Source organism: Streptomyces sp. EDA2-14 (genome assembly GCF_054963755.1).
In genome coordinates this window covers 127127-151386 of sequence record NZ_JBUEGE010000020.1, presented here as the reverse complement: position 1 = coordinate 151386, position 24260 = coordinate 127127, and the positions used below count along the sequence as shown (strand labels likewise).

Here is a 24260-nt window from a genome sequence, read left to right as displayed (position 1 = left end):
CGGCAGTCCGCATGACTCGAAGGAGAGTTGTGACCATGTCCGCCCCCAGCAGCGCCACTCCCGGCGCTGCCCCCGCACCGCCCGGGGGCGACGCCCGCGAGCGCGTCCCCGGCACCTTCGTCCTCGTCCACTTCCTGGCGCTGCTCGGCGCCTGGATGGGCGTCCTGGTGCCGTCGCTGGTCTCCGTCGCGCTCAAGGTCGAGCGGATGGACGCGGCCGGCAAGGTCGGCGCCCTCTCGCTCGCGCTCGGCGTCGGCGCCCTCGTCGCGCTCGTCGCCAACCCGCTGTTCGGCCTGCTCTCCGACCGCACCACGTCCCGGTTCGGCGCCCGCCGCCCCTGGATGGTGATCGGCACGGCCGGCGGCTTCGTGGGCATCGTGGTGATCGCCTACGCGAACAGCACCTGGGAGATCGTCGTCGGCTGGTGTCTGGCGCAGTGCTTCTACAACGCGCTGGTGGCGGCCATCTACGGCGCCCTCGCCGACCAGGTGCCCGAGCGGCAGATGGGCTTCGCCTCCGCCGTACTCGCCCTCGCCAACCCGCTCGCGACGCTCGGCGGCACCTTCCTGGTGGACTCCCTCAACGCCTCCACCGTCGCGCTGATGCTGGTCCCCGCGCTCGTCGGCGCCGCGCTCGTCGTCCCGTTCCTGCTGTACGGAAGGGACCGCCGCGTCAGCAGGGAGCAGGTGCCGCCGCTCACCGCCCGGCAGCTGATCGCCTTCCTGTGGACCAACCCGGTGCGCTTCCCGAGCTTCGGCTGGGCCTGGCTGAGCCGCTTTCTGATGTGGACCTCGTACGCCACCGTCACCACGTACATGGCGTACTACCTCTCCGACTATCTCGGCCAGAACGCGGACGCCGTCACGCACTACGTGTTCCTGGGCAGCCTGGTCGCCAACATCTTCATCCTGATCGCGACGGTGCCCGCGGGCCGGATCTCGGACCGGATCGGCCGCCGCAAGCCGATCGTGTACGCGGCCGCCGTGCTGCTCGCCGCCTCGATGGGCGTGATGGCACTGGCCACGTCGGTGACCGGGTTCCTGGTCGCGCAGGCGCTCGTCGGGGTCGGCATGGGCGTGTACTTCGCCGTCGACATCGCGCTGCCCGCCGATGTGCTGCCCGATCCGAACAACGCGGCCAAGGACCTCGGCGTGATGAACATCGCCGCCACGCTGCCGTACTCGCTGATCACGCTGATCGCTCCGTCGCTGCTCGCGCTCGGGGGCGGGGACAACTACCCGGCCCTGTTCGTCTTCGGTCTGCTCGCCGCGCTCCTCGCGATCCCGGCCGTGCTGCCCGTCAAGCGCAGCTGAGCAACGACCGCTCCACCCAAGGAAGTTCCGTCATGAACCGCACCGCCCTCCCCTATCTGAACCCCGAACTGCCCGTCGAGCGACGCGTCGAGGACCTGCTCTCCCGGATGACACCGCAGGAGAAGGCAGGGCAGCTCTTCCACACCGCCAACACCCTTGCACCCGGCGGGCAGTTGCTCGCCGAGCCGGACGCCGCCAACGGGGTGCGCACCGCGCACGAGCTGGTCGTCGGCCGCCACATCACCCACTTCAACCTGCTCAACGGCACCGACCCGTACGAGATCGCGCTCTGGCACAACCGACTGCAGGAGCTGGCCGCCGACACCCGGCTCGGCATCCCCGTCACGGTCTCCACGGACCCGCGGCACGGCATGTTCTCCAGCCCGGCCGCGGGGCAGGCCATCGAGCGGATGTCACGCTGGCCCGAGCACACCGGCATCGGCGCGACCGGCGACATACGGCTCGCCGAGGAGTACGGGGAGGTGGTGCGGCGCGAGTACACCGCGCTCGGCATCCGGGTCGCGCTCGGGCCGATGGCCGACCTGTTCACCGATCCGCGCTGGTCGCGCGGGTACGGCACGTTCGGCGAGGACCCGGTCACGGTCGCCAACCTGACGGCGGCGTTCATCCGGGGCCTGCGCGGCGGCGAGGAGCTCGGCCCCCGCTCCGTCGCGGCGATGGTCAAGCACTTCCCCGGCGGCGGGCCGCAGTTGGGCGGCGAGGACGCGCACGACCCGGCGCACCGCGAGCAGGTGTATCCGGGCGGCCTGGCCCGGCTGCACCAACTGCCGTTCGACGCCGCGTTCCGCGCCGGGGCGACGCAGGTCATGACGTACTACGGGATGCCGCTGGCGGTGCCGGGCTGGGAGGAGGTCGGCTTCGCGTTCAACAAGCCGGTGGTGACCGACCTGTTGCGCGGCCACTACGGCTTCGACGGGATCGTCTGCACGGACTGGAACGTCATCGAGTCGACCATGCTCTCCGGCGACGTCTTCGAGGCGCACGCCTACGGCCTGGAGCAGCTGACCCCGGCGCAGCGGATCGCCCGCGCCCTGGACGCCGGCGTCGACCAGTTCGGCGGCGACGACTGCACGGACCTCGTCCTCGAACTCGTGGCGGACGGCGTCGTGTCGCAGGAGCGCATCGACACGTCGGTCCGTCGGATCCTGCGCGAGAAGTTCCGGCTCGGGCTGTTCGAGCAGCGCCGGGTCGACGCCGACGCGGCGGCGGAGACGGTCGGTTCGGCGCCGCTGCGCGAGGCGGGGCGGGCGGCGCAGCGCCGCTCCCTGGTCCTGGTGAAGAACACCGACGCGCTGCTGCCGCTGTCCGAGGGCACGGGCCTGCGCGTGTACGCGGAGGGTCTCGGCCCCGAACCGGTGGGCGCGCGGGCGGAGTTGGTGGACGACGTCGCGGACGCGGAGGTCGCCGTGGTGCGGCTGTGCGCCCCGTACGAGAACCGGGGCACGGCCCTCAGCGAGTGGTTCCACGGCGGCTCGCTCGACTTCCCGGAGGACGTGGTGCGGCATGTGCGCGCACTCGCGGCGCGGGTGCCGACGGTCGTGCTGGTCTATCTGGAGCGGCCGGCCGTGCTCACGGAGATCGGCGACGCGGCGACGGCCGTCGTGGCCGACTTCGGGGCCGAGGACGACGCCCTGCTCGATCTGGTCTTCGGGGCCTGCGCGCCGCAGGGGCGGCTGCCGTTCGACCTGCCGTCGTCGATGAAGGCGGTCGAGGAGAGCCGCGAGGACGTGCCGTTCGACACCCGCTCGCCGCTCTACCGCTTCGGGCACCACCTGACGTACTGAGCCGGACCGAGCCGGAAGGCTCCGCGCACCACCGGGTCGCGGTCAGGGCGCCAGGATGTCCAGTTCCTGGAGGGCTCCGACCGCGATCTCGCGCGTCAACTCCTCGGCGCGCTCCGCGTTGCGCGCGCGTACCGCCTCCGCGACGTCGACGTGGAGGGTGACCGCCGCCGGGTCCGGGTCCTCGAACATGACCTGGTGGTGGGTGCGGCCCGCGAGGACCTCCGCGACCAGGTCGCCGAGGTGCGCGAACATCTCGTTGCCCGACGCGGTCAGCACGATCCGGTGGAACTCGATGTCGTGGCGGAGGTACGCCTCCAGCTGCTGCCCCCGTGACGTCGCCACCATGCCGAGCGCGCACTCGGTCAGCGCCGCCGCCTGTTCGGCGCTCGCGTGCCGTGCGGCCAGGCCCGCGGCGACCGGCTCGACCGCCGAACGGAGCACCGTGAGCGAGCGCAGCTGGCGCGGCCGGTCGGCGCCGGCAAGACGCCAGCGGATCACCTGCGGGTCGTAGACGTTCCACTCCTCCGCAGGCCGTACGGTCACACCGACCCGTCGTCGGGAGGCCACGAGATGCATCGACTCCAGGACCCGCACCGCTTCACGCATGACCGAGCGCGACACCTCGAAGCGCTGGGCCAGCTCGTCGGTGCGCAGCACACTGCCCGCCGGGTACTCGCCCGCGGTGATCGCAGGACCGAGGCTCTCCAGTACGCGGGCATGCAGGCCCTGGCCCTGTGTGGTCATGGGAATACCCTAGCCCCGAGTCAATGGTCTGACTTTTATGTCACAGCCACTTGAATTAGTCAGACCTATTGGGTTTCAGTGTGGTGACACAGCGATGTCGACGAAGACAGCGAGGCAGTACCCGATGAGCACCCCCCACGTCGTCGTGGTGATGGGCGTGGCAGGAACCGGCAAGACAACGATCGGTCCCCTGCTCGCCGAACGACTCGGCGTTCCCTACGCCGAGGGCGACGACTTCCACCCCGAGGCCAACATCGCGAAGATGTCGGCCGGCACCCCCCTGACGGACGACGACCGCTGGCCCTGGCTGGATGCCATCGGCCGGTGGGCGCACAGCCGTGCGGGGATCGGCGGGGTCGTCTCCAGTTCCGCCCTCAAGCGCAGCTACCGCGACCGGCTGCGGGCCGAGGCACCGGGCGCCGTCTTCGTCCACCTCACCGGCTCGCGCGAGCTGATCGAGGACCGGATGGGCCATCGCGAGGGGCACTTCATGCCCACCTCGCTGCTCGATTCGCAGTTCGCCACGCTCCAGCCGCTCGCGGCGGACGAGGCGGGCGTGGCCGTCGATGTCGCTGGGACGCCCGAGGAGATCGCCGACCGGGCCGCAGCGGCCCTGGCCGACCTCGACTCCGGCGCCCCGGCCAAGTAGCGCCTCCCCCCACTGACCCCGTCCCCCCACTCGTACAAGGGATAAGACCGTGACCAGACTCAGCGTCGAGATGCTGGCAGCGGACACCGTCGAGCCGATCACGTCCGCGGGCCATGCCCAGCTCGGGATCGCCGTGCTCGCGGGCATCGCCGTCATCGTCCTGCTCATCACCAAGTTCAAGATGCACGCCTTCCTGGCGCTGACCATCGGCTCGCTCGCGCTCGGCGCGTTCGCCGGTGCGCCGCTGGACAAGGTGATCGAGAGCTTCAGCGCCGGACTCGGTGACACCGTCGCCGGTGTCGGCGTCCTCATCGCGCTCGGCGCGATCCTCGGCAAGCTGCTCGCCGACTCCGGCGGCGCCGACCAGATCGTCGACACGATCCTCGCCAAGGCCGGCAAGTCCGGCGGCAGGGCCATGCCCTGGGCCATGGTGCTCATCGCGGCCGTGATCGGTCTGCCGCTCTTCTTCGAGGTCGGCATCGTGCTGCTGATCCCGGTCGTCCTGATGGTCGCCAAGCGCGGCAACTACTCGCTGATGCGGATCGGCATCCCGGCCCTCGCCGGACTGTCGGTCATGCACGGCCTGATCCCGCCGCACCCCGGTCCGCTCGTCGCGATCCAGGCGGTCGACGCCAACCTCGGCCTCACCCTCGCGCTCGGCATCCTCGTCGCCATCCCGACCGTCGTCATCGCGGGCCCGGTCTTCTCGAAGTACGCGGCCAAGTGGGTCGACGTCCCGGCGCCCGAGAAGATGATCCCGGCGCGCGCCTCCGACGAGCTGGAGAAGCGTCCGAGCTTCGGCGCTGCCGTCGCGACGATCCTGCTGCCGGTCGTGATGATGCTGTCCAAGGCCCTGGTCGACGTCATCGTGGACAACCCGGACGCCACCGTCCAGCGCGTGTTCGACGTGGTCGGCAACCCGATGATCGCGCTGCTCGTCGCCGTCGTCGTCGGCATGTTCACCCTCGGCCGCCCGGCCGGCTTCACCAAGGGCAGGATCCTTTCCACCACCGAGAAGTCCCTCGGCCCGATCGCGGGCGTGCTGCTCATCGTGGGCGCGGGCGGTGGCTTCAAGGGCACCCTGGTCGACTCCGGCGTCGGCGAGATGATCATGGAGATCTCCAAGGACTGGGGTCTGCCGACGCTGCTGCTCGCCTGGCTCATCGCGGTCGTCATCCGCGTCGCCACGGGTTCGGCGACGGTCGCCACGGTCTCCGCCGCCGGTCTGGTCGCACCGCTCGCGGCCCACATGAGCGACACGCACACGGCGCTGCTCGTCCTCGTGATCGGCGCGGGCTCGCTGTTCTTCAGCCACGTCAACGACGCCGGCTTCTGGCTCGTCAAGGAGTACTTCGGACTCAGCGTCGGCCAGACCGTGAAGACCTGGTCGCTCATGGAGACGATCATCTCCGTGGTCGCGGGTGCGCTGGTGCTGCTGCTGTCCCTGGTGATCTAGCGTCCGCACGGCCTTGCACGAGGGCGCCCCCACCGGTCGGTGGGGGCGCCCTCGTCGTTCGGCCGGGCCGGGGCCTCACTCGGCCGGGTCGGTCGCCCGCTTGTCGAGTTGGAACGCCTCGTTGCCCAGGCCGATCCGCGCGTGCGCGGCGGGGTCCCTGCGGCGCAGGAGCAGTCCGTACGCGGCGCCGATCACGGCCGCGAGCGCGATGATCGCCGGGAGCAGCCAGTTGAGCACGGAGCCGGGGCCCGAGCCGACCAGGACGTCGAAGTCCTTGACCGTGTAGCCGGCGATGACGAGGAGCGCGAGGCCCGCCACGGCGGAGGCCGTGAGCCGCCAGGCCTGGACGCGCGCCGCCCCGCGCCGCGCGAAGAAGACGACGACGGCGAGGGACGCGGTCGCCATCAGGAGGATGACGCCGAGCGCGCCGATGTTCCCGCCCCAGGTGAAGAGCCGGAGCACGGGGGCAGTCGGGTCGTTCGCGGCGCCGGAGTCGGTGACGGCGAAGACGGTCACGACGACCGCAGCGATCACCGTGATCAGCACGGAGCCCGCGGCCGGGGCGCCGCTCGCGCTGCTGGTGCGGCCGAACAGGGGCGGCAGCAGGCCCTCGCGGCCCATGGCGAACGCGTACCGGGCGACCACGTTGTGGAAGCTGAGCATCGCCGCGAACATGCCGGTGATGAACAGGACGTGCATGACGTCCGTGAACGTGCCGCCGAGCCGGTCCTCCGTCAGCCCGAACAGCAGCCCCGCCGACTGCTTCCGCGCGGCCCCGACGATCCCCGAGGGGCCGGTGGCCACCGTCAGCGCCCAGGAGCTGATCGCGAAGAAGACGGCGACGCCGCCGACCGCCAGGTACATCACGCGGGGCACCAGGATGTGCGGGCGGCTGGTCTCCTCCGCGTACACGGGCGCCTGCTCGAAGCCGGCGAACGCCGAGATGCAGAAGCAGAGCGCGGTGCCGATGCCCACGCCGGACAGCGTCTGCGGGTCGAAGGCGTGCAGGGAGACGCCCTCGGGGCCGGGTGAGCCGAAGGCCGCGATGTCGAAGACGACGACGAGCGCCACCTCGATCAGCAGCAGCACACCGAGCACCCGCGCGTTGATGTCGATCTTCAGCAGTCCGCAGACGGCGACGACGGCGACCGCGAAGAGCGCCGGGATCCACCACGCGATGCCGACGTCCAGGTGCTCGCGCGCCAGCGCCGACACCTCGAAGCCGAACATGCCGAAGATGCCGACCTGGAACGCGCTGTAGGCGACGAGCGCGACCAGCGCCGCCGCGGATCCCGCCGTCGGTCCGAGCCCGCGCGATATGTATGCGTAGAACGCCCCGGCGTTGTGCACGTGCCGGCTCATCTCCGCGTAGCCGACGCTGAACAGCGCGAGGACCACGCCGAGCGCGAGGAACAGCAGGGGCTGGCCCACCGCGCCCACCACCGCGAAGGTGGTGGGCATGACCCCGGCCACCACCATCAGCGGCGCCGTCGCGGCGAGCACCGAGAGCAGCAGCCCCGTCGTGCCGAGCCGCCCGGCGCGCAGCGCGCTCGCCTCGCCCCGATAGGTGTGGATGGCCGGATCGGCCGACTCGGACGGTCTCGCGCTCGCGGTCATGGAGGGGTTCCCTTCGAGGAGTGGCGGGAGTTGGGGGTGCGCCTCACGCCGAGCCGAGCGCGGCGCCGCGCGCGACCCGGAACGCTTCGTACGGGTCCCGGTCGGGGTACGACCAGGGGTGCGGCGTGCTGTGCCGGCCGATCCGGTGGAACAGGGCGGCCGCCTCCGCGGGGCGGCCCTCGCAGTACTTCGCGTGCGCCAGGTAGTTGAGGTCGACGCGGCCGCGCGGGTGCGGGGTGCCCGGCACCTCGCGCGCGGCGCCCCACTCCAGCCACCAGTCGAACGCGGCCTTCAAGACGAGCCGGGCGCGCCGCCCGGCCCAGTGCCCGGACGTCTTCGGCTCGTCGCCCAGTACGCCCGCGCGCGCGAGCACCCGGTAGCGCTCCGCGTGCGCGACGACCGGCAGCACCGCCAACGGCGATTCGGGCGGGGCCTGTTCGGTCGCCCAGGACGCGAAGTCGTACACCTCGTGCAGCGGGTCCTGGCCGACGTCGGCGCGCCGCTCGGCGAGCCGGGCGACCATCAGGTGGTGTGCGTGGTGATGCCCCGGATGCCGCAGCCGGACCTCGTCGAAGAGCCGTACGACGTCCTCCTCGCTGCCCAGTTCCCGCTCCAGGAGCAGCAGTCCGAGCAGCGGCGTCGGATCGTCGGGCACGAGCTCCGCCGCCTCGGCACAGGCCGCGCGCGCCTTTTCGGGGCGGACGCGGCCCTCGACGGCGCGCAGCACGCCCGCGCAGGCGAGCAGCACCGCGGCGTCGGTGGAGTCGGGTTCGGCGAGCAGCCAGTCGCGGGCCCAGACCCGCGCCGTGGGTTCGTCGGCGAGGCCGAGGACACGGTGGCCGCGCAGGTCCCAGTCGGAACCGGTGTCGCGCAGCAGGGATCTGGCGGCGGTCCAGCGGCCGCGCGCGAGGGCGGAGCGGGCGGAGACGAGCTCGGTGTCGTCGAGCGCGGGGTCGCCGTAGGCGGGAGGGTGCGCGGGCTTCTTGCGGGAGCGCCCGAGCGGAGGCGGAGGTGGGGGCACCGCGGCGGGGTCCTTACGACTGTTCAGATGTGAGTGGGACGGAAGGGGTCGGTGTCCGGTCGATGATCACGCCAAGGAAACCGGTACGGAGGTGTCCGCGTCAAGGTCAACCCGTGACACAGCTCACCAACTAGCCGAAAGAGCAGGTGAGTTCGGCCATGGAGGCGGCGGCTCCGGTCGCTCGCGGGCGGGCGGCGGCGCGGGCCGCTATCGTCGACAGCGTGTCGGTTGTCGTCCTCGTCCTCTCGGTCGGCGCGGCGTTCTGTCTGGGCATCGGTTTCGTCCTCCAGCAGAACGCGGCGGTGCGGGCCCCGCTCAGTGACTTCCTCTCCCCCCGGCTGCTGCTCGATCTGATGCGCGTACCGCGCTGGCTCGGCGGGATCGGTCTGATGGTGTGCGGCATGGTGCTCGGCGCCGTCGCCCTCGGCCAGGGCGAGGTGACCCTCGTCGAGCCGCTGCTCGCCACGAACCTCCTCTTCGCCCTGCTGCTCTCCCGCCGCCAGACGAGATCGCCGCTCGGCCGGCAGGGCTGGGCCGGGCTGCTGCTGCTCGCGGGCGGCGTCACGGCGTTCATCGTCGCCGGGCAGCCGCAGGGCGGCAGCGCGGTCACCGATCCGCTGCGGCACTGGCTGATCATCGGTGTGATGGTCGGCGGGGCGCTGCTCCTCGCGGCCCTGGCCAAGCGCTCCCGGCTGAGCGCGGGCCCGGTGCTGCTCGCGGTGGCGGCGGGGCTGCTGTACGGGGTGCAGGACGCGTTGACGCGGGTGAGCGGTCAGCGGTTCGCCGCGGGCGGCTGGCCTGAGCTGTTCACCGGCTGGCAGCCGTACGCCGTGCTCGTGCTCGGGGTCACGGGGCTCGTGCTGGTGCAGAGCGCGTTCGAGACGGCGCCGCTGCGGATGTCGCTGCCCGCCCTGACGGCGGCGCAGCCGCTGGCCGGGATCGCCTGCGGCGTGGGCTTTCTGGGCGACCGGCTGCGGATGGACACGGGGGCGCTCGCGTGGGAGGCGGTGGGACTCGCCGGGATCGTGGTGGGCGTCGTCCTGCTGGGGCTGCACCCCGCGATGCCGGGCGCCGCGGCGACCGGCCGGGACCGGGTGGAGGCGCCCCTTTAGCCTGCGGTGCATGAACCCCGCAGAAGAAATCCTCGACATCGTCGACGAGCACGACAACGTCGTGCGCCAGGCGCCGCGCGGCGAGGCCTACGCCCGGCACCTGCGCCACCGGTGCGCCTTCGTCCTCGCCAGGAACCCGGCCGGGGACATCTTCGTGCACCGCCGCACGCCCACCAAGCTCGTCTTCCCCTCCCACCACGACATGTTCGTCGGCGGTGTCGTCGGCGCCGGAGAGACCTACGACGAGGCGGCGCTGCGCGAGGCGGAGGAGGAGCTGGGCGTGAGCGGACTGCCGCGGCCCACCCCGCTGTTCAAGTTCCTCTACGAGGGCGATGCGGGGCAGTCCTGGTGGTCGTACGTCTACGAGGTCACATTCGACCTGCCGGTGCACCCGCAGGCCGAGGAGATCGACTGGCACGCGTTCCTGAGCCCCGACGAGCTGGAGCGGCGGATCGGCGAGTGGGACTGGACGCCCGACGGGCTCGCGGCGTACGAGCGGTGGAAGGCGCACAGGTGACCCGCGGGGTCCGGGTGCCCCGCGGGTAATGTGCCGCGGGTGATCGAATTTGTACGCAGTATCCGGCTCTGGTTCGCGCCGGAGCGGGTCAGGGACGAGGGTGACACTCCCGACTACCGCTTCTCGCTCGCCAACGAGCGCACCTTCCTGGCCTGGGTGCGCACCGCGCTCGCGCTGATCGGTGGCGGTTTCGCCGTGGACCAGTTCCTGCCCGACCTGCGCTGGGGCTGGCGCGTCGGGCTCGCGCTCGCGCTGCTCGCGGCGGGCGCGCTGTGCTCGCTGCGGGCCGTGGGGCACTGGGTGCGCTGCGAGCTGGCGATGCGGCGCGGCGAGGACCTGCCGGTGTCGAAGTTCCCCGCGATCCTCGGTGTGGTGGTGGCGCTGGTCTCGGTGGCCATGGTCGTCATCGTGTTCGTGGGGTGGGAGGGGTGAGCGAGGCGGGCGGCCCCGTGCGCGACCCCGGACTCCAGCCCGCGCGGACGCGGCTGGCGTGGCGGCGGACCACGCTGTCCGGCACGGTCGCGGCGGTGCTCGCGCTGAAGGCGACGCTGAACAGCGACAACGGCGCCGTGCGGTTCGTGGCCACGGCGCTGTGCCTGCTGCTGTGGCTCGGCTTCGTGGCGGTCGCCCACCAGCGGATCACCGGCCTCGCCCGGCACGAGGCGGCGCCGCCCGTGATGACCCGGCGGCAGGCCATGGCCGCCGCGCTGTGCACGGTCGCGATCACGGTCTGCGCGGCGGCACTCCTCGTGTGACGGGTGCGGTCACTCGCCCCACGGGACCGTGACCACCACTTTTCCGCGGGTGCGCCCCGTCTCGCTCAGCTCGTGGGCCCGCGCCGCCTGCTCCAGCGGCAGCACCTCGTCGACGTGCACCGTCACCACGTCGGCCTCGGCGAGGTCCGTGAGGCGGGCGAGGTCGGCGGCGTCGGGGTGGACCCAGCAGTACCGGCCGCCGAGCCCGATCACGTCGCCGTCGGCGATGGACGCGAGCCGCCCGCCGGGGGCCAGCAGTTCGGCGGAGACCCGCAGCGTCTCGCCGCCCACCGTGTCGAACGCCGCGTCGACGCCCTCCGGCGCCAGCGCCCGGACGCGCTCGGCGAGGCCGTCCCCGTAGGCGACCGGTTCCGCGCCGAGTTCCCTCAGGTAGTCGTGGTTGCGCTCGCTCGCGGTGCCGATGACGCGGGCCCCGAAGTGCCGGGCGAGCTGCACGGCGAACGAGCCGACGCCGCCGGCCGCCGCGTGCACCAGGACCACGTCGCCCTCCTGCACCTCCAGGCCCCGCGTCAGCACCTGGTACGCGGTGAGCCCGGCCAGCGGCAGGCCCGCGGCCTCCTCGAACGTGAGGTTGCGGGGCTTGCGGGCGAGGGTGCGCACGGGCGCGGCCACGTACTCGGCGAAGGTGCCGCGGGACAGGAAGTCCTCCCGTACGTACCCGATGACCTCGTCGCCCGGCGCGAACTCGGTGACGGCGACGCCGGGCTGGACCACCACGCCGGACACGTCCCAGCCGGGGATCACCGGGAAGACGGGGTCGAGCAGCGCGTCCAGGTGCCCGGCGCGGCAGTGCCGGTCCACCGGGTTGACGGCGGCGGCGCGCACCTTCACGAGGACCGAGTCGGGCCCCACCTTGGGGTCGTGGACCTCGCCGTATTCGAGGACTTCCGGGCCGCCGTACGAGCGGTAGCTGATCGCCTTCATGGCCGGAAGGCTCCCACGGCCCGGGGGTGGGGGCATGCGGGGCGGGGCCGGGCGAGTTGCCGGGGGCGTAAGAACGATCACGTTTCCGGGTGCCCCTGGACGCCATACCGACTGGTCGGCATGATGGCCATCACTGTTGCCCGGATACTGACCGGATACTGCCCGGATTCTCGGAGGAACGCGATGAGTCACCCCAAAGGTCTCGACCTCGACCAGCTCCGCGCCCACCTCGACCGGGAGCGCCCCGGTCTGGTCGCCGGGCCGCTGACCGGTCGGCTGATCGAGGGCGGGCGCTCGAACCTGACGTACCAGGTGAGCGACGGTGCCACGAAGTGGGTGGTGCGCAGGCCGCCGCTGGGGCACGTGCTCGCCACCGCGCACGACATGAAGCGCGAGCACCGGGTGATCGCGGGACTGCATCCGACGAACGTGCCGGTGCCGGAACCGGTGCTCCTGTGCGAGGACGAGAACGTCATCGGGGCGCCGTTCTACGTCATGGAGTTCGTCGAGGGCACGCCCTACCGCACCGAGCAGGAGCTGGCGCCGCTCGGGCCCGAGCGCACCCGCGCCGCCGTGCTGGGGCTCGTGGACACGCTCGTCGATCTGCACGCGGTGGATCCGGCCGCGGTCGGGCTCGGCGACTTCGGGCGGCCCGAGGGCTTCCTCGACCGGCAGCTGCGCCGCTGGGGCAAGCAGCTGGACGCCTCCCGCAACCGCGAGCTCGCCGGGATCGACGAGCTGCAGGCGGGGCTCGGCCGGGCGCTGCCCACGTCCCCCGCGCCGACGATCGTGCACGGCGACTACCGGCTCGACAACGTGCTGGTCCGGCAGGACGCCGACGGGGTCGACCGGATCAAGGCGATCCTCGACTGGGAGATGTCGACGCTCGGCGACCCGCTCACCGACGTGGGCCTGCTCGCGATGTACAGCGCGAACCTGGACATGCCCAATTCACCGATCTCCACGACGTCGTCCGCGCCCGGCCACCCCTCCCCCGCCGAGCTGATCGAGCGGTACGCCGAGCGCTCGGGCCGCGACGTGTCGGCGGTCTCCTGGTACACGGCGTTCGCCTGGTTCAAGCTGGCCGTGATCCTGGAGGGCATCCACTACCGCTTCACCCTCGGCCAGACCGTGGGCGCGGGCTTCGACCGGATCGGCGAACTGGTCCCGGTCTTCATCGACCACGGCCTGCGCACCCTCAAGGAGGGCTGACCCTACGGCCGCAGCGCCCGCAGCAGCAGGTCGGCCAGCTGGTCGGCCAGCTCCTGCGGGGTCAGCGGGCCGTCGGGCCGGTACCACGTGGACAGGTGGTGGATCGAGCCGAAGTGGTAGTCGACCACCAGGTCGGCCGGCGTCCGCGTCGTGAAGACGCCGGTCTTCTGGCCCTCTTCGATGAGCGCGCGGAAGCGCTCGTGGTAGCGCCGCCGCTCGGCCCGCACCTGCTTGTTCTTCTCCGGGCTCAGGTGGTGCATGGACCGGAAGAAGATCGACGCGTCGTCGAGGTTGTCGATCGTCGTGACCACCACGTCGGCGGCGGCCTCCCGCAGCCGCTTCTCGACCGGCTCGTCCCGGTCGGCGAACGCGTCGAGCCGCTCCTGCTGGAGGCGCAGCACGCGCGCGTACACCTCGTGCAGCAGATCGTCCTTCGAGCCGAAGTAGTGGTAGAGGGCGCCCTTGGTGACGCCCGCGGCCTCCACGATCTCCTGCACCGACGTGCGGTCGTAGCCCTGATCGGCGAACAGCCGGGTGGCGGCCGCGAGGAGTCGTTGCGGGACGGGCGTGCCGTCGCCGTCGGTCGTCCTGGGCACTGCCGCCACCTGCCTTTCCATGGTTCCTATGCCTGTGCCTTCGGGGAACGCAGTTCCCGCCGCAGGATCTTCCCACTCGCCGTCTTCGGAAGCTCGACGAGGACCTCGACCTCGCGCGGGTACTTGTACGCGGCGAGGCGTTCCTTGCAGTAGGCGGACAGGTCCTCGGGGCTCGCCTCGGCGCCGGGGCGCAGGCTCACGTACGCCTTCACGCTCTCGCCGCGGTACGCGTCGGGGATGCCGACGACGGCCGCCTCGCGGACGGCGGGGTGGCCGTAGAGGACGTCCTCGACCTCGCGCGGCCACACCTTGAACCCGGACGCGTTGATCATGTCCTTCTTGCGGTCGACGACGTACAGCCAGCCGTCGGTGTCCATGAAGCCGATGTCCCCGGTCCGCAGTTCCCCGTCCGGGAAGCCCTCTTCGGTGGCCTCGGGGCGGCGCCAGTAGCCGGGCACGACCTGCGGTCCGCGCACCGCGATCTCGCCGTGCTCACCGAAGGGGACGTCGCCCCCGAGGTCGTCGACGATGCGGACGACCGAGTCGGGCCCCGGCACGCCGACGGCGAGGGTCCCCGACGCCTCGTCGACGGGCGCCTCGACGCCCGGCGGCACGGACGCGCAAGGAGCGGTGCACTCGGTGAGGCCGTAGCCGTTGTGGATGTACGGGCCGAAGTCGGCACGGAACTTCTCCACCAGGGCGGGCGGCACCGGGGCGCCGCCGGACGAGATGGAGTGGAACGACGCGAAGTGCTCGCGGGTCGCCTGCGGCTGCGCGCCGAGCGCCATGAAGGCCGTCGACGGGCCGACCGTGTAGGCGGGCCGGTGCTCGGCGAACGCGTCGAGGACGACGCCGGGTTCGAAGCGGTAGGCGAGCGCGAGGGTGCCCGCATTGGCGAAGGAGGCGACGAGCTCGCAGACCATGCCGGTGATGTGGAACAGGGGCGCGAGCGCGAAGTAGACGGCTCCCTCGGGGAGTCCGAGGCCGGTGCGCTGGCGCTCCGCGTTGAAGGTGATGTTTCGGTGCAGGTTGGTGGCGCCCTTCGGGGTGCCGCTCGTGCCGGACGTGTAGCTGATCAGCGCGATGTCGTCGGCCGCCGGTTCCCGCCCGCCGGGCGCCTTGTGGCCCGCGTGCGCGACGGTCACGAGGTCGTCGGCGTCGGTGGCGGCGGGCGTGACGCGCTCGAAGTTCAGCACGCGCTCGTCGTTCCGCGTCTGGAGGTCGAGTTCGCAGGCGGTCAGCGCGATCCGCACGGGCGAGTCCGCCGCCGTCTCGCGCAGATACGCCTCCCAGGCCCGGTCCGAGCAGACGATCCCGGTCACCTCGGCGTCGTGCAGGACGTGCCGCACCTCCCCCGCCTTGTACATGGGGTTGACCGGGACGACGACGGCGCCCGCCTTGAACGCGCCGAGCAGCGCGAGCACGAAGTGCGGCGAGTTCTGCAGCATGATCGCGACGCGGTCGCCGCGCTCCAGGCCGCGGGCGGCGAGGTGCCCGGCCACGGAGTCGGAGAGCGCGTCCACGTCGGCGTAGGAGAGGCGGCCGTCGAAGTAGGCGAGGGCCGTGCGGTCGGGGGCGCGGCGCACGGCGTCGGCGAAGGCGTGCACGACGGTGGCGGCCGGGGTGACCGGGGCCTTCTGCGCGTCGTTGAGGACGGCGAGCCAGGGCTTCGCCTCGTAGATCGACTCGCTCACCGGGCGGCCTCCCACTTCTGCTGGATGCGGTTCATGGTGGTCAGCCAGCCCTCGGGGCCGGCGGCCCGGGCCGCGTAGTACTCGGCGACCTCGGGGTGCGGCAGGATCAGGAAGCGGTCCTCGGCGATGCCCTTGAACAGCGCCTCGGCGACGTCCTCCGGTTCGATCGCGGTCGGCGCGAGCACGAGGTCACCGGCGGATCCGGCGCCCTTGAGCATGTCGGTGCGCACGCCCTGCGGGCAGATCGCGTGGACCTTCAGACCGCGGTGCCGGTACGTGAGGGAGAGCCACTCGGCGAAGGCGTACGCGCCGTGCTTGGTGACGCTGTACGGGGCCGCGCCGATCATCGTGAGCAGCCCGGCGGCGGAGACGGTGGAGACGAAGCGGCCGCTGCCCCGCTCCAGCCAGTCCGGCAGGAGCGTGTGCGCGGCGCGGACGTGCGCCATCACGTTGACGTCCCAGGACCGCGCCCACTCCCGCTCGTCGAGGCCCTCGCCCCCGGGGTCGCCGAAGGTGCCGCCGCAGGCGACGCCCGCGTTGGCGCAGTAGACGTCGACGGTGCCGCCGAGCGCCTCGCGGGCCTCGTCGATGATCGCGGAGGCGTCGCCCGGCACGGCCGTCGCGCCGATCTCGTCGGCGACCGCCCGCGCCTTGGCGGCGTCCAGGTCGTTGACGACGACGCGGGCTCCCTCGGCTGCGAAGCGGCGGGCGACGGCGGCTCCGATGCCCCCGCCCGCTCCGGTGACGACGACTGACTGGCCCTGCGGACTGTGCACCATCGGTCTCCTTCGAAAGCTCCGGCTGCCGGGCAGACTAACCAGTCGGTATGTCGCTGGGAAAGGGCTTCGTGGTGTCGGTTCGTTCCGCGACGGGGATTCCGCGACTAGCGTGCGTGACCGTGCCAGTCCCGAAGATCACGGAGGTTCACCCATGAACGTGTCGAGACGAGGGCTGCTCGCGGCGGGAGCGGGCGTCGCGGGTGGCTTGGGCGTCGGCGGCGCGGAGGCGAGCGCCGCCCCCGGCATCGGCGGTCCCCGGCTGCGTACCGGCTTCGAGCGCCTGGTGGACAGCGGCTACGCGCAGCTCGCGGGCCAGAAGGTCGGCATGGTCACCAACCCCACCGGTGTCACCCGCGACGTGCGGCACATCGTGGACGTGATGCACGCCGACGACCGGGTCGACCTGAAGGCGGTGTTCGGGCCCGAGCACGGCTTCCGCGGCACCGCGCAGGCGGGCGGCTCGGAAGGGAAGACCGAGGATCCGGCGACCAAACTGCCGGTCTACGACACGTACCTGAAGAGCGGTCAGGCGCTGGCGGACATCTTCACGGAGTCCGGCGTCGACACGGTCGTCTTCGACATCCAGGACGTGGGCGCGCGTTTCTACACGTACATCTGGACGCTCTACGACTGCATGGAGGCCGCCCGGCTGGCCGGCAAGCGCTTCGTGGTGCTCGACCGCCCGAACCCGGTGACCGGGCGGAACGCCTACGGGCCCATCCTGGACCGGAAGTTCGCGAGCTTCGTGGGCCGCCGCGAGATCGCGCAGGCGCACGGCATGACGGTCACCGAGCTGGCCGGGCTCTTCAACGGCGAGTACCTGGAGCACCCGGTCGAGCTGGAGACCGTCCGGATGACGGGCTGGAAGCGGCGCGACTTCTACGACGCCTCCGGACTGCCGTGGGTGCCGCCGAGCCCCAACATGCCGACGCCGGACACCGCGCTCGTCTACTCCGGCACCTGCATGTTCGAGGGCACGCTGCTCTCCGAGGGGCGCGGCACCACCCGTCCCTTCGAACTGCTCGGCGCCGAGGGCATCGACGCGCGCTGGGCGGCGGCCGCCAATGAACTCGGCCTGCCCGGAGTGCACTTCAGGGAGGCGTACTTCGCTCCGACGTTCTCCAAGTTCCAGGGCAAGACGATCGGCGGCGTGCAGATCCACGTCGACGACCGCGAGGCCTTCGAGCCGGTGCGCACCGGCATCGGCCTCCTTGTGACGGCCAAGAAGGCCTGGAAGGACTTCGGCTGGCGTCCGGACAACGCGATCGACCGGCTCACCGGCTCCACGCGGGTGCGCACGATGGTCGACGCGGGCGCGTCCACGGACGAGATCGTCGGGGCGTGGCAGGAGGAGCTGGCGGCGTTCCGGAACGTGCGGCGCCAGTACCTGCTGTACAAGTGACCGCCGCCCGGGGCGTCTCGGGATCCGGGACGTCCGTTCCAGGACATTGACTGGGCCGTACACGGACACCAGAGTCGGCTCGTGCTCAGAGACGACTCAACCAGGGAAGACCTCGCCGAGGCGGAACCGGCGCAGGCTCAGCCGGAGAGCCTGCGCCGCGTGGCCGTGGCCAGCTTCATCGGCACCGCCATCGAGTTCTACGACTTCTACGTCTACGGAACGGCCGCCGCGCTCGTCCTCAACTCCGCGTTCTTCCCGAACCTCACCCCGATCAACGCCACCCTCGCCTCGTTCTCGACGTACGCCGTCGCGTTCGCGGCCCGCCCGATCGGCTCGCTGGTCTTCGGTCACTTCGGCGACCGGATCGGCCGCAAGTCGGTCCTGGTGGCCTCGCTGCTCCTGATGGGCCTGTCGACGGCCTTCGTCGGACTGCTGCCCGGATACAGCACCCTCGGTCTGTGGGCGCCGATCCTCCTCGTACTGCTGCGGTTCCTCCAGGGCGTCGGCCTCGGCGGCGAGTGGGGCGGGGCGGCGCTGCTCGCGGTGGAGCACGCGCCGCGCGGCAAGCGCGGGCTGTTCGCCGCGTTCCCGCAACTCGGCCCGTCCGTGGGCTTCTTCGCCGCCACCGGCATCTTCTGGCTGCTCTCCGAGTCGCTCTCGGACGACGCCTTCACGTCGTGGGGCTGGCGCATCCCGTTCCTGCTGTCGTTCCTCCTGGTGGCGGTCGGTCTGTTCGTCCGCCTGAAGATCAGCGAGACGCCGGTCTTCGCCAAGGTGATGGCCGAGCAGGAGGCCAGCAGGGCCCCGGCCCTTGAGGTCTTCAAGCGGCACCCGAAGGAGATCCTGCTCGGCGCGGGCGGCATGATCATCGCGTACGGGCTCTTCTACACGGCCACGACGTACTGCCTCGCCTACGGCACGGCGACGCTCGGCGTGCCGCGCTCCACGATGCTCGCCGTGTCGATGGTGGCCTGCCTGTTCCTCGCGGCCGGCACCTGGCTCGCGGCGACGCGCTCGGACGCGGGCGGGCGGCGCACGATGGTGCTCGCGGGCTCGATCCTCGCGATCGTGTGGGGCCTGGTCCTGTTCCCCCTGATGGACACCGAGAAGCCGGTCCTCATCGCGCTCGCGCTCGGCGGCGCCCTGTTCTGCATGGGCGTGGTGTACGGGCCCATGGGCGCGTATCTGCCCGAGCTGTTCGGGGCGAAGGTGCGCTACTCCGGGGCCTCCTTCGCGTACAACCTGGGCGGCGTCCTCGGCGGCGCGGTCTCCCCGCTGATCGCGACGCGGCTGCAGAGCGCGCTCGGCTCCTCGTCGGTGGGCTGGTACGTGAGCGCCATGGCGGTCGTGTCACTGCTGTGCGTCCTGGCGCTTCCCGAGACGCGTGAGCGGCAACTGGACTGACCTATACGGCATTTGACGACACGACATCTGGCCAACCCCCTGGTACGGCGGGACGATGCGCGGCACGCGTCGCCGCACGACGCCTGACCACGGGGGTTCCGCCATGTCCGCATCCGACGTACCAGACGTCCGTGTACGGCCCTACTGGGAGCTGAGGTTCGACGCAGACGGCGATCCGGACGCCGGGCAGCTCGCCACCCTGCTCCGCGAGGCACCCCGGGTGCGCGATCTGGTGGTCTTCGCGCACGGCTGGAACAACACCCGGGCCATGGCGACCCACCTGTACGACCGCTTCTTCGCCCCGTTCCCCGGGCTCGCGCCGAACGCCGGGATCGGCTACGTGGGGGTGCTGTGGCCCTCGATGCGGTTCACGGACGAGCAGATCCCGGACTTCGATCCGTCGGCCGCCGCAGCGGTCCCGCGGACCACGCTCGACAAGGGCACCCGGCAGGCGCTCACCGAGGTCTTCCCGCGCGGCGGACCCGTCGTGGACCTGCTCGCGCGGCGCCTGGAGCAGCAGTCGGACGCGGCGTCCGCGTTCGACGAGTTCGGCGGCCTGGTCCGCCAGTTGGCCGGTGTCGGCCCCGCGGCCACCGGAGCCGACACCACGGAGGACGGCGGGCCGCACAGCACGCCCGCGATGCTCCACGAGGACACCCGGACCGTGTGCCTGGAGTTCGCGGCGGCTCTGCAGACGGCGGCGGGACCGGACGCCGCGGCGTCCTTCGGGCTGCCCGGCGGGCTCGCGCAGGCATGGAAGGGCGGGCACGAACTGCTGCGCCAGGCCGCGTACTTCGCGATGAAGCGGCGGGCGGGGAAGGTCGGCCAGGCCGGGCTCGGCCCGGCGCTCGGCCGCCTCGCCGAGCAGGCGCCCGACGTACGGGTGCACCTGGTGGGGCACAGCTTCGGCGCGCGCCTCGTCTCCTTCGCACTGGCCGGACTGCCGAAGCCCGCCCGCAACGTGAAGTCCGTGACGCTCCTTCAGGGGGCTTTCTCGCACTACGCGTTCGCGCCCGGGGGTGCGCTGAAGGGGCGGCAGGCGCGGGTGGACGGGCCGCTGGTGGCGTGCTTCTCGCGGTACGACACCGCGCTGGGGGTGATGTACCCGCTGGCCTCGCGGCTCGCGGGCGACGACCGGGGGCTGGTCGACCTCGGCGAGCGGTGGGGCGCGCTCGGCCACGACGGGATCAAGGACGTCGGCGGCGCGGTCCGGTTCACGCTGGCGGACGTGCTGCGGGCGGGGGTACCGGGTGCGGGCTGTGTGAGCGTGGACGCGGCGCAGGTGGTGCGCCGCGGGTCCCCGCCTTCGGGGGCCCACAGCGACATCTGCCACGCCGAGCTGGCGCGGGTGGTGCTCGGGGCGGGGCGGATCACCACGGAGAACCGACCACGGTGACCGCCCCGCCCAGGGGCACTAGCGGTGTGCCGGGAACTCCACGACCTGCTGGTACGTGGGCCGGTTCTGCCACTGGATATTGCGGTGCGTGATGCCGCCGACGGCGCGGTGGCCGATGCTGTCGGCGCACCACTGCTCGCCCGCCTTGCAGGTGTCGTCACCGGGGTACACCTCGGTGGCGGGCTTGGCGGCTGCCTCGGACAGCGTCGCGAGGAGCACGTCCCGGCAGGCCGACAGATCGCCGGAGCCGCAGTACGTGGCGCCGAGCCTGCCCTTCACCGGCTCACCGAGCACCGACCGCAGGTCCTTGTCGGCGTAGCCCCACCAGCCGTACTGGAAGGCGGATCCCGCGTGCGCGCCGGTCGGTCCGTGCCCGGCGGACGGCGCCTCGTCGACGGCCAGTTGTGAGGTCAGCGACTTGTACAGCTCGTCGCCGAGGCCCGGCTTGAACTCGGCCTCGACCATCAGCGGCCACCAGGCGTCCATGATCCGGACGGCGTCGGGGTGGGCGTACGTCTTGGACCCGGCGGACGTCTGGTTGCGCTGGGCGCCCGCCTTCTCCCATGCCTCCAACTGCTGCACGGCCTTGGTCAGCTGCGGGTTGTCGAGGTCGCCGAGCGGCTTGCTGCGGATGACCTTGAGCATCTCCGGGAGCACCTGCTCGCCGCGCAGGTCGGTGACGGCGGCCTCCTCCATGGCCCGTGTGAGCGAGGCCCTGGTGACGCCGCCGCGCTCGGTGAGCTTCTTCACCCGGTCGTTCAGCAGGTCGGCGCGGTGAACGGCGCCCATGCTGAAGTTGGGCGAGGAGAAGCCCTTGGCCTGCTTGTTGTTCCAGGAGACGTAGTAGTCCTGGTCGACCGAGTTCGGGTGCTGGGACGGCGGCGTCTCGGCGGAGGTGTTGGCCGCCGGATCGAAGTCCTTCCACTCATAGGCCTGTTCGCCCCGCACCGGCAGCGACATGTCGACGTCCTTGGCGCGCACCGGGTTGGTGCCGCTGTTGTAGTACGCGATGTCGCGGGAGTCGGCGTAGAACCAGTTGAACGCGTAGTTGATGTGCTGCGCCGCCTTCTGGAACGACGCGGCGTCCTTGACGTACGTCGGGTCGTTCAGCATCTGGAAGCCGAGGATCGAGTCGGCCTCGTGGCGGTAGGTGGAGCGAAGTGCGGTGTAGGCGACGGGTTTCCCGTCGACGGTGGCGCGGTGGGAGACGATCCCGTACTTCGTCCGGAAGACCTGCATCCGGTAGGAGCCGGCGGCCGTGGAGTCCGCGACGGTCGGCTTCCAGGCGTTCTTCCGCTCCATCTTCTCCATGGGCGTGCACGTGCCCCGGTACATGTACGAGGTCGACTGCCTGGTCGGCTGGGAGCCGTCGGCCTCGCACAGCGGCACCGCGTACGTGTCGGTGATGTCCTGGGTCGCCGAGGTCGCGGACCAGGAGTAGTCCTGGCCGCGGCCGAGCTGGACGTACATGCCGACGCCCGCGAAGGAGACGCCGCGCGCGCTGATGCCGGGGCCCTGGAGCTCCTGCATCATCAGCAGTTGTGGCGCGAAGTAGCCGGTCTGCGGGCCGAACACGGCGACCGGGTTGCCGGACGCGGTGTGCTTGCCGTTGACGAGGAGCGCGTTCGACATGCCCTTCTTGGACGCCGACCGCGTGAACAGGTCGGAGGGCAGCACCCCGTCGTCGTACATGCCCTGGAGCGGCTTGAGCTTGGCCGGTGCCTTCACGGGGTCCTTGGGGGCCTCCTGCGACTTCTTGGACTCCGTGGCGGCCGAGCCCTCGCGGTCGTACACGAGGGGCTCCTTCTCCACCGAGCCCTTGTCGGGAAGCGCCTGCCCGCGCGCGTTCTCCGGCTTCTCGCCGTACGGGAAGGCGGTGCCGTCGTGGATCGTGGTGACGGCCTCCGGGTCCTCACGGCCGCGGAAGGACTCCCAGACCTGCGTGCCCTTCTCGACGCCGTACTTGTCCTGCGCCTTGAGCAGCGAGAGCGCCGCGTCGACCTCTCCGCCGCCGCCGTTGCCGAAGAGTCCGCCGACCACGGAGGCGAGGGCGATCATGTCGGTGACCTTGAACGGCTGGATCTCGCCCGCGTTCGTGATCGCGTCGACCTTGCCGGTGAGCACGTACTCGCCGGGGAAATAGCGGCCGTTCTTCGACTTCTCGCGATAGGCGTTGAGGCCGTCGATATAGGCCTGCGCGTCCTCCATGGCCTGCTTGCCGCGCTCGCCGCCGGTGCTCTTGATGTACTCGACCTGCTGTTCGAGGTCCTTTTCGGTATACGGGGCCTGGGGCCAGAACTCCTGCTCAAGACCCTGGTTCGCGAGCGCGCCGCCGGCGAACGACGTCAATTCGCCCCGGCCTATGTGGCGGAACAGATCGATCAGCCAGAGACGGTCCTGACCTGCGGCGTAGCCGGCCCCGAATTCTGTTCCGTAGCGCGAGGAACCTTTGATGTGGGGTACGCCGTTCTTCTTGTCACGGGTGATGGTCACGTCCTCGCGGGGCTGGGTGACGGACCCGACCTGATCGTCCTTGACGCCGAAGGAGGAATCGTTGAAGAAGTTCGTGAGAGTGTCGTCGGTGAGCGAGGGATACCCGGACGACAGCGCGTCATAAGGACCGAGTTGATCGTCGGCGTGCGGAGGCTGGGTGCCCAGCAATTTGTTGCCGAGGATCTGGGCGAGCGTGGCGCTTCCGTTCGCGCCGGGCGGAAGTATGTCCGCGCACTGGCCCTTGCAGTAGTCGGTGGCCGGAGCGGGTTCGCCGGCGGCGGACGCGGTGGTCGCGCCCGCCGTCGACACCGGAGTGAGCAGCCCGGCGGTGAGCACGAGCGCCGCCACGGCCGTAACTCTCCTCGTAAGGCTTGCCGTAAGGGTTCTGTACAGGGTGGTGCGGGGAATGCGTCGTCGCATGCCTGGTCCTCCCGACGGTGGTGAGCCGGAGGTTACCGACGGTTAGCCAAAGACAGAAGATGAACATGCGTCACGTTTTCGGAATCAGCACAGGGATCACTCAGGTACTCCCCGACCTCAGAAGGTGACAGTGATGGGTCCCATCGGAAATCGGATGGGACTCGGTGGCCTTCGAGGGGATCCGAATCGCGTGTCGATACGTCTACTCGACGTCGCTTCATGGCTGCGGCGACGCCGACGTACGTGTGACGGAGGTGCAGGGCGATGGCCGGATTCCGAAGTCTGGCGAGACAGGTGCGCGATCCGCTGAGCGATCTGGCACTGCGGCGTTACTCTCTGCGCAAGTGCCTGGAGAGATTTGCCCCTTACGGGCACCGAGCGACCTGGGACCACCTCTGCTCCCGGGCGGGGTTCGACCCCGAGGACCGCTCCCCCGACCCGGCCCGCCTGGTCGCGGCGTTGGAGGAGCTGGAGGAGGCGCGCGCCGTCTGGCTCGCGTACGAAGTCGCCTTCGCGGAGCGCAGGCGCAAGGAGAAGCACGACGGGCTGCGCAGCCCCGGCAGCGTGGACGACTGGCACCGGCTGACCTGGGGCGGCTTCGGAGTCGCCTGGTGCGACGACCCGTCGGTGCATCCCACGGAGCCGCTGGCCGAAGTGCTGCGCAGGCTCATCACGGCACTTGAGCGCGATCCGGGCGCGTGCTGCCCGGTGTGCGCGGACACCCGACTGGTCTGGCAGCACGACCTGGCGCACGAACCCTCATCGGGTCCGGTGTGCACCCACTGCGGCATCGTCGTGCCCCGACCGGTCCTCACACCCATGGCCCTCGCGGAGGCGAGGCTGGCGCGGCTGCTCGTCTCCGCGTAAGGCCGGCCCCACGGAACCGGGTGACGTACAGCGCGACGGGGGTGCGGCCCCGACCATCGGCGC

Annotated in this window: 21 protein-coding genes; 13 read left to right on the top strand and 8 right to left on the bottom strand. The window is 71.5% G+C overall.

Annotated elements, in window-relative coordinates:
* Positions 1-35: 35 nt before the first annotated feature.
* On the top strand, positions 36-1313 hold the full coding sequence (locus ACY34M_RS34420; RefSeq protein WP_462723171.1) for an MFS transporter: 1278 nt from the start codon (positions 36-38) through the stop codon (positions 1311-1313).
* 32 nt (positions 1314-1345) lie between these two features.
* Entirely contained in the window at positions 1346-3118 is a 1773-nt protein-coding gene (locus tag ACY34M_RS34415; RefSeq protein ID WP_462723172.1) for a glycoside hydrolase family 3 protein, read from the top strand.
* A gap of 42 nt (positions 3119-3160) precedes the next feature.
* On the opposite strand, the gene ACY34M_RS34410 is transcribed toward ACY34M_RS34415, so the two are convergent.
* Positions 3161-3862, bottom strand: a complete 702-nt coding sequence (locus tag ACY34M_RS34410; RefSeq protein ID WP_462723173.1) for a FadR/GntR family transcriptional regulator — start codon at positions 3860-3862, stop codon at positions 3161-3163.
* 124 nt (positions 3863-3986) lie between these two features.
* Here ACY34M_RS34410 and ACY34M_RS34405 point away from each other — a divergent pair, with 124 nt between their 5' ends.
* On the top strand, positions 3987-4511 hold the full coding sequence (locus tag ACY34M_RS34405; RefSeq protein WP_462723174.1) for a gluconokinase: 525 nt from the start codon (positions 3987-3989) through the stop codon (positions 4509-4511).
* A gap of 49 nt (positions 4512-4560) precedes the next feature.
* Entirely contained in the window at positions 4561-5967 is a 1407-nt protein-coding gene (locus ACY34M_RS34400) for a GntT/GntP/DsdX family permease (protein ID WP_462723175.1), read from the top strand.
* 75 nt (positions 5968-6042) lie between these two features.
* On the opposite strand, the gene ACY34M_RS34395 is transcribed toward ACY34M_RS34400, so the two are convergent.
* A complete protein-coding gene (locus ACY34M_RS34395; RefSeq protein ID WP_462723176.1) occupies positions 6043-7584 on the bottom strand; it encodes an APC family permease in 1542 nt (513 codons plus the stop codon).
* Positions 7585-7627: 43 nt separating this feature from the next.
* Positions 7628-8605, bottom strand: coding sequence for a hypothetical protein (locus tag ACY34M_RS34390; RefSeq protein ID WP_462723177.1), 978 nt, complete (start codon positions 8603-8605; stop codon positions 7628-7630).
* Positions 8606-8826: 221 nt separating this feature from the next.
* Between ACY34M_RS34390 and ACY34M_RS34385 the strand changes: the two genes are divergently transcribed.
* Genes ACY34M_RS34385 through ACY34M_RS34370 form a run of 4 tightly spaced genes read left to right on the top strand, consistent with a single transcriptional unit; the run spans position 8827 to position 10989 of the window.
* Positions 8827-9717, top strand: coding sequence for a DMT family transporter (locus ACY34M_RS34385; protein WP_462723178.1), 891 nt, complete (start codon positions 8827-8829; stop codon positions 9715-9717).
* A 10-nt stretch (positions 9718-9727) separates the two neighbouring features.
* The gene (locus ACY34M_RS34380) at positions 9728-10234 is read left to right on the top strand and encodes an NUDIX hydrolase (protein ID WP_462723179.1); all 507 of its coding nucleotides are present in this window, start codon (positions 9728-9730) and stop codon (positions 10232-10234) included.
* Positions 10235-10273: 39 nt separating this feature from the next.
* A complete protein-coding gene (locus ACY34M_RS34375; RefSeq protein ID WP_462723180.1) occupies positions 10274-10666 on the top strand; it encodes a YidH family protein in 393 nt (130 codons plus the stop codon).
* Positions 10663-10989, top strand: a complete 327-nt coding sequence (locus tag ACY34M_RS34370) for a DUF202 domain-containing protein (RefSeq protein WP_462723181.1) — start codon at positions 10663-10665, stop codon at positions 10987-10989. Before ACY34M_RS34375 ends, ACY34M_RS34370 begins: the two co-directional genes overlap by 4 nt.
* Positions 10990-10998: 9 nt before the next feature.
* Here the strand turns inward: ACY34M_RS34370 and ACY34M_RS34365 are convergent, their stop codons facing one another.
* Positions 10999-11934, bottom strand: coding sequence for an NADP-dependent oxidoreductase (locus ACY34M_RS34365; RefSeq protein WP_462723182.1), 936 nt, complete (start codon positions 11932-11934; stop codon positions 10999-11001).
* A gap of 183 nt (positions 11935-12117) precedes the next feature.
* On the opposite strand from ACY34M_RS34365, the gene ACY34M_RS34360 reads away from it, so the two are divergent.
* Positions 12118-13146: a phosphotransferase family protein gene (locus ACY34M_RS34360; RefSeq protein WP_462723183.1), complete on the top strand. Its 1029-nt coding sequence runs from the start codon at positions 12118-12120 to the stop codon at positions 13144-13146.
* Positions 13147-13148: 2 nt separating this feature from the next.
* Here ACY34M_RS34360 and ACY34M_RS34355 read toward each other — a convergent pair whose 3' ends face one another.
* The 3 genes from ACY34M_RS34355 to ACY34M_RS34345 are packed head-to-tail and all read right to left on the bottom strand — an operon-like array spanning position 13149 to position 16215.
* Entirely contained in the window at positions 13149-13742 is a 594-nt protein-coding gene (locus tag ACY34M_RS34355) for a TetR/AcrR family transcriptional regulator (protein ID WP_462723184.1), read from the bottom strand.
* A 26-nt stretch (positions 13743-13768) separates the two neighbouring features.
* Complete coding sequence (locus ACY34M_RS34350; protein WP_462723185.1) at positions 13769-15436, bottom strand: class I adenylate-forming enzyme family protein; 1668 nt, start codon at positions 15434-15436, stop codon at positions 13769-13771.
* Positions 15433-16215 (bottom strand): SDR family oxidoreductase, encoded by a 783-nt coding sequence (locus ACY34M_RS34345; protein ID WP_462723186.1) that lies wholly within the window; start codon positions 16213-16215, stop codon positions 15433-15435. The genes ACY34M_RS34350 and ACY34M_RS34345 overlap by 4 nt, the downstream gene beginning before the upstream one ends.
* A gap of 151 nt (positions 16216-16366) precedes the next feature.
* Here ACY34M_RS34345 and ACY34M_RS34340 point away from each other — a divergent pair, with 151 nt between their 5' ends.
* The 3 genes from ACY34M_RS34340 (at position 16367) to ACY34M_RS34330 (ending at position 20417) form a co-directional block, all read left to right on the top strand.
* Positions 16367-17617: an exo-beta-N-acetylmuramidase NamZ family protein gene (locus tag ACY34M_RS34340; RefSeq protein WP_462723187.1), complete on the top strand. Its 1251-nt coding sequence runs from the start codon at positions 16367-16369 to the stop codon at positions 17615-17617.
* Between the two features lie 81 nt (positions 17618-17698).
* A complete protein-coding gene (locus tag ACY34M_RS34335) occupies positions 17699-19021 on the top strand; it encodes an MFS transporter (RefSeq protein WP_462723188.1) in 1323 nt (440 codons plus the stop codon).
* A 103-nt stretch (positions 19022-19124) separates the two neighbouring features.
* Positions 19125-20417: a serine-threonine protein kinase gene (locus ACY34M_RS34330; RefSeq protein WP_462723189.1), complete on the top strand. Its 1293-nt coding sequence runs from the start codon at positions 19125-19127 to the stop codon at positions 20415-20417.
* A gap of 18 nt (positions 20418-20435) precedes the next feature.
* On the opposite strand, the gene ACY34M_RS34325 is transcribed toward ACY34M_RS34330, so the two are convergent.
* Positions 20436-23330, bottom strand: a complete 2895-nt coding sequence (locus ACY34M_RS34325; RefSeq protein WP_462723190.1) for a penicillin acylase family protein — start codon at positions 23328-23330, stop codon at positions 20436-20438.
* Positions 23331-23594: 264 nt separating this feature from the next.
* Between ACY34M_RS34325 and ACY34M_RS34320 the strand changes: the two genes are divergently transcribed.
* Positions 23595-24197: a hypothetical protein gene (locus ACY34M_RS34320; protein WP_462723191.1), complete on the top strand. Its 603-nt coding sequence runs from the start codon at positions 23595-23597 to the stop codon at positions 24195-24197.
* The last annotated feature ends 63 nt before the right edge of the window (positions 24198-24260 follow it).